The following is a 4,656-nucleotide window of genomic DNA, read 5'->3' on the forward strand; positions in this document are numbered from 1 at the left end:
GGCCGCCGCGAGCTTCTTCTCGAGCGCGGCGTGGCCCAGCTCGTTCTCGAGCGACTCGCTGGCCGTCATGCGGTCGGACAGGTCCTCGTGGCGCTTGCGGATGCGCTCGAGCGATTCGCGCGCATTGGCCAGCCGCGAGCCGCCGCTGCCGATGTTCTCGGAGATCGACTGCGTGGCGCGGTAGACGCTCTCGGTGGTCTTGGCGATGCCGATCTCGCGCTCGTGCTCGCGGATGCGCGCCTCGGCCGAGCGGATCAGTTCCTTGAGCTTGCCGACCTGCAGCGCATACGAGGCATGGGCCTTGGCCTGCTCCTCGAGCTCCTGCTCGATGGTGCCGATGCGCGCGGCCACGTCGAGCGCCAGCCCCTCCTGCGTCTTGTTGAGCGCCTCGAGCGCGAGGCCCTCGTAGCGCGCCACCTCGTTCTTGAGGCGTTCGATCTCGCGGGCCGACTGCATCTCCTTGGCCATGACGCCCGTGAGGTCGCCCTTGGCCTTCTCGATGCTGTGCTTGGCGTCGATGATTTCCTGTTCGTAGATGCGGGTCGCGTTGCTGTCGACCACGCTCTCGCCGATCTCGCGTGCGCTGCCGCGCAGCAGGGTGACCAGTTTCTTGATGACCGTCATGATGACCTCGCTTAGTTCAGGAATTCGGACAGCGCATCGAGTGCATCGAGCGCGTTGTCGCTGAGCACCGCGACTTCGCGCGCGATGTCCTCGACGCGCGCATCGCGCCCGAGCGCACCGGTGAGCACGTAGCGGCCGTCGACGCGTCCGAAGGACGACAACGGCACGGAGGGATTGAGGTCGAGCAGCGACTCCAGCAGCTCGGTGCGCCGCTCGGCCTTGACGTCGGCCTCGGTCCACAGGTAGCAGATGCAGATGATCTGCATGTCGGAACTCGTCACGAAGATCGGGAGCTCGTCGCGGCCCTCGATGCTCACCTGGATCACGGGCGTCTGGCCCGGGATCGGCTGCAGCTGCACCGTCACGCCGCCCATCGCGGCCCCCGCCAGAACGTCCAGACCCTCGAGTTGATTCAGCAGCGTTTGCATACCCCTCCTGGTGATTGAGTGACGTGAAGGCGCTCTTGCCTCGGTGGGTTCACTATAGGGCTGCCGACATAACATGTCAAAAAATCTTTTGGCCTACGACCATGACTTTGGGCACTGGCGCGCTCCCTAGAATTCGACGATGGACACCCTCCTCCTCGTCGCGACCCTCGCCTCGCTGCTCGCGCTCAACGCGTGGATCACGCGGCGCATCCGGGCCATCGACGAGACCGCGCTGCGCCGGAACCTGCTGATCGCGATGGCCTGGCTCGTTCCCTTCATGGGTGCGTTGATCGCGTGGACCCACTTGCCGAGATCGCCGCGAGGCGCCGGAAAGGACGCGGACGATGCCGCGCTGCCCCACGGCTTCGTCGCCGAAGCGGCACCGGCCGAGCTTGCCGTCGGCGCTGCGCCTGCGTTCTCCCTGCCCGCGAACATGGACACGACGCAGGGTCTTCCGCTGCTGGATTGGCAAGCGCTCGAAGCCTGGGCCTCCTCGCAGGACGATCCCGGCCTTCGACGCGAAGCGCTCGCGCGGGGACGGCGCGCATGGCTGCTGCATCTGCGGGATGCCCTGGGCCCTCACTTCCATCTGTACGAATCGGAACAGGCCTGGGTGCTGTCCTCGCTCGAGCCCGTGGTCGCGGCGGCCACGGCGGCCTATGTGGTCGCCACGCGCAAGCGGATCCAGAAGGTCCTGGCCGGCATCGCCCTGTTCGAAGCCGGCGACAAGAGCATCCTGCTGGTCGTGGACGACGAGGAGAGCTACTACGGCTACGTTTCGGGCTACTACCCGGAGCAAGGCGAATTCGCCTTCAGCGGCGGCATGTTCATCGACGCAGGCTGCCCGCACTTTCTCGCGAAGCGGGCCGATCTCTCGGCCATCGAGCCCGTGATCGCGCACGAGATGACGCACAACGCCCTGTCGCACCTGGACCTGCCCCGATGGCTCGACGAAGGCCTCGCGGTCAACACCGAACGCCGGCTCGCGGGCGCCGGCCCCGCGATGCACACGCCGCAGGAATTGCGGCGCAAGCATCTCGCGTTCTGGGGCGAGGCGCAGATCCAGCAGTTCTGGTCGGGCGAATCCTTCTTCCGGACCGACGACGGCAACCTGCTGTCGTACGAACTCGCCCGCATCCTGGTCGAGCAGCTGGCCCGGGACTGGAACGCCTTCGCGCGCTTCGCCTCGAGCGCGCGTCGCGAGGACGGCGGTGCCGAGGCGGCGCTCGAGGTCTTCGATGCGGACCTCGGGGCACTGGCGTGCGCCCTGCTCGAGCGGCAACCCGATCGCCAATGGTCACCGGCGCCCGCGGCCTGGTTCGCCGCGGCGCAGGCAGCCGCGCCCGCCCGACGCGCCGCGCCTCAGTCGGTGCCCACCATCACGCTCGAGGCCTTGATCACGGCATAGGCCGTCTGGCCTTCCACCAGCTTGAGCGAATCGGCCGAGTTGCTGGTGATGGTCGAGACGACCTGGACGCCGGGCGCGATCTCGAGCGTGACCTCGGTGCTGACGGGGCCGCGGACGATGGAAATGACCTTGCCCGAAAGGACGTTGCGTGCGCTGATCTTCATGGGTGCTCCTGGTTGGATGTGAAAGCCCTCGACGGTCGCGATGCGCGCCGCCGAGGCGCGGGGGCATGGTAGCGCGCAGTTCTTTCGATAAGCCTCGCCTATCGCCGCATCGGATCAAACGATTGGCGCCGCCATGCCGTTCGCGAAACCATCTCTCCCGTGCAGCGATGTGCTGCCGCATCAACCAGGAGATGACTTTGGCCAAGATTGTTTGCGTGCTCTACGACGACCCCGTGACGGGCTATCCCACCACCTATGCCCGCGACGACCTGCCGCACCTGGAGCGCTATCCCGACGGGCAGACCCTGCCCACGCCGCGGCGCATCGACTTCCAGCCCGGCACCCTGCTGGGCAGCGTCTCGGGCGAGCTGGGCCTGCGCAAGTACCTCGAGGCCAACGGCCACCAGCTGGTGGTGACCTCGAGCAAGGACGGCGAAGGCAGCGTGCTCGACCGCGAGCTGCACGACGCCGAGATCGTGATCTCGCAGCCCTTCTGGCCCGCCTACATGACGGCCGAGCGCATCGCCAAGGCGCCCAAGCTCAAGATGATCGTGACGGCCGGCATCGGCTCGGACCACACCGACCTGCAGGCCGCCATCGATCGCGGCATCACGGTCGCCGAGGTCACCTACTGCAACAGCAACAGCGTGGCGGAACACGTGGTGATGATGACGCTGGGGCTGGTGCGCAACTACATCCCCTCGTACAACTGGGTGGTCAAGGGCGGCTGGAACATCGCCGACTGCGTGGCGCGCTCCTACGACCTCGAGGGCATGCAGGTGGGCACGGTGGCCGCCGGACGCATCGGGCTGCGCGTGCTGCGGCTGCTCAAGCCCTTCGACGTGAAGCTGCACTACCTCGACCGCCATCGCCTGCCGGAGTCGGTCGAGAAGGAGCTCAACCTCACGCATCACACCAGCCTCGAGAGCCTGACCCAGGTCTGCGACGTGGTCACGCTGAACTGCCCGCTGCATCCCGAGACCGAGCACATGATCAATGCCGACAGCCTGAAGAAGTTCAAGCGCGGCGCCTACCTGATCAACACGGCGCGCGGCAAGCTGTGCGACCGCGACGCGATCGCCTCGGCGCTCGAGAGCGGCCAGCTCGCGGGCTATGCGGGTGACGTGTGGTTCCCGCAGCCGGCGCCGGCCGACCATCCGTGGCGCACGATGCCGCACCACGGCATGACGCCGCACATCTCGGGCACCAGCCTGTCGGCGCAGACGCGCTATGCGGCCGGCACGCGCGAGATCCTCGAGTGCTATTTCGAGAACCGGCCGATCCGCAACGAGTACCTGATCGTGCAGGGCGGCAAGCTCGCCGGCGTGGGCGCGCACTCGTACAGCGCGGGCAATGCCACCGGCGGCTCGGAAGAGGCCGCGCGCTTCAGGAAGTAGGCTGCGGTGCCGCGCCGAGCAGTCCGTCGACCCAGCCCTGCAGGTCGAGGTCGCGGAAGCTGCGCAGCGCGGCATCGAGCACCGGCGCGTGCGGCTGCTGCGCCAGCACCACCAGGCCGATGTCGCGCTGCAACTGCGGCGACATCGGCCGCCAGCGCAGTTGCTCGGCGCCTTCGGCCAGGCACAGCACGCTGTGCGGCAGGATGCCGTAGAGGCCGGCCTGGCGCACATGCGCGTAGAGCACCGTCATCGAGTCGGTCTCGACCTGCGGCACGGCCTTCACGCCGGCGGCGGCGAAGGCCGCGTCCATGCCGCGGCGGCACTGCATGTTGGTGGTGAACAGGCACAGCGGCAGGCTCGCGGCATCGGACCACGACATCGAGGCCGCGCCCTCGAACATGGCCTCGTCGGCCGCCACCAGCACATAGCGCTCGCGAAACACCGGCAGGGTCTGGAAGGCGCCGAGCCGGTCGTCGTCGAGGTAGCTCAGGCCGATGTCGAGCTCGAAGTCGGCGATCTTGCGCAGGATCTCGGCGGCCGACAGCGTGTAGACCTCGTGCTTGAGGCGCGGATGCCGGCGCAGGCAGTCCTGCGTGAGCCGCGGCACCAGCGGCAGCGCGGCCGGGATCGCACCC

Annotated in this window: 6 protein-coding genes; 2 read left to right on the forward strand and 4 right to left on the reverse strand. The window is 67.9% G+C overall.

Annotated elements, in window-relative coordinates; all coding sequences use genetic code 11:
* Both AC27VN_RS33320 and AC27VN_RS33325 read right to left on the reverse strand, forming a co-directional pair.
* Positions 1-624: PspA/IM30 family protein (locus AC27VN_RS33320; protein WP_490879327.1), on the reverse strand; the 624-nt coding region annotated here is incomplete at its 3' end.
* Positions 625-635: 11 nt separating this feature from the next.
* Positions 636-1,052, reverse strand: coding sequence for a YjfI family protein (locus tag AC27VN_RS33325; protein ID WP_093344797.1), 417 nt, complete (start codon positions 1,050-1,052; stop codon positions 636-638).
* A 139-nt stretch (positions 1,053-1,191) separates the two neighbouring features.
* Between AC27VN_RS33325 and AC27VN_RS33330 the strand changes: the two genes are divergently transcribed.
* A complete protein-coding gene (locus tag AC27VN_RS33330) occupies positions 1,192-2,460 on the forward strand; it encodes a DUF2268 domain-containing putative Zn-dependent protease (protein ID WP_490879328.1) in 1,269 nt (422 codons plus the stop codon).
* Here the strand turns inward: AC27VN_RS33330 and AC27VN_RS33335 are convergent.
* The gene (locus AC27VN_RS33335; protein ID WP_093344803.1) at positions 2,415-2,624 is read right to left on the reverse strand and encodes a TOBE domain-containing protein; all 210 of its coding nucleotides are present in this window, start codon (positions 2,622-2,624) and stop codon (positions 2,415-2,417) included. The two genes, AC27VN_RS33330 and AC27VN_RS33335, sit on opposite strands and share 46 nt — an antisense overlap.
* 197 nt (positions 2,625-2,821) lie before the next feature.
* Between AC27VN_RS33335 and AC27VN_RS33340 the strand changes: the two genes are divergently transcribed.
* Positions 2,822-4,021: an NAD-dependent formate dehydrogenase gene (locus AC27VN_RS33340; protein ID WP_490879329.1), complete on the forward strand. Its 1,200-nt coding sequence runs from the start codon at positions 2,822-2,824 to the stop codon at positions 4,019-4,021.
* Here AC27VN_RS33340 and AC27VN_RS33345 read toward each other — a convergent pair.
* Positions 4,011-4,656: LysR family transcriptional regulator substrate-binding protein (locus tag AC27VN_RS33345; protein ID WP_490879330.1), on the reverse strand; the 646-nt coding region annotated here is incomplete at its 5' end. The genes AC27VN_RS33340 and AC27VN_RS33345 overlap by 11 nt on opposite strands.

It is taken from the genome of Variovorax sp. 20P10.2.4 (genome assembly GCF_058244205.1).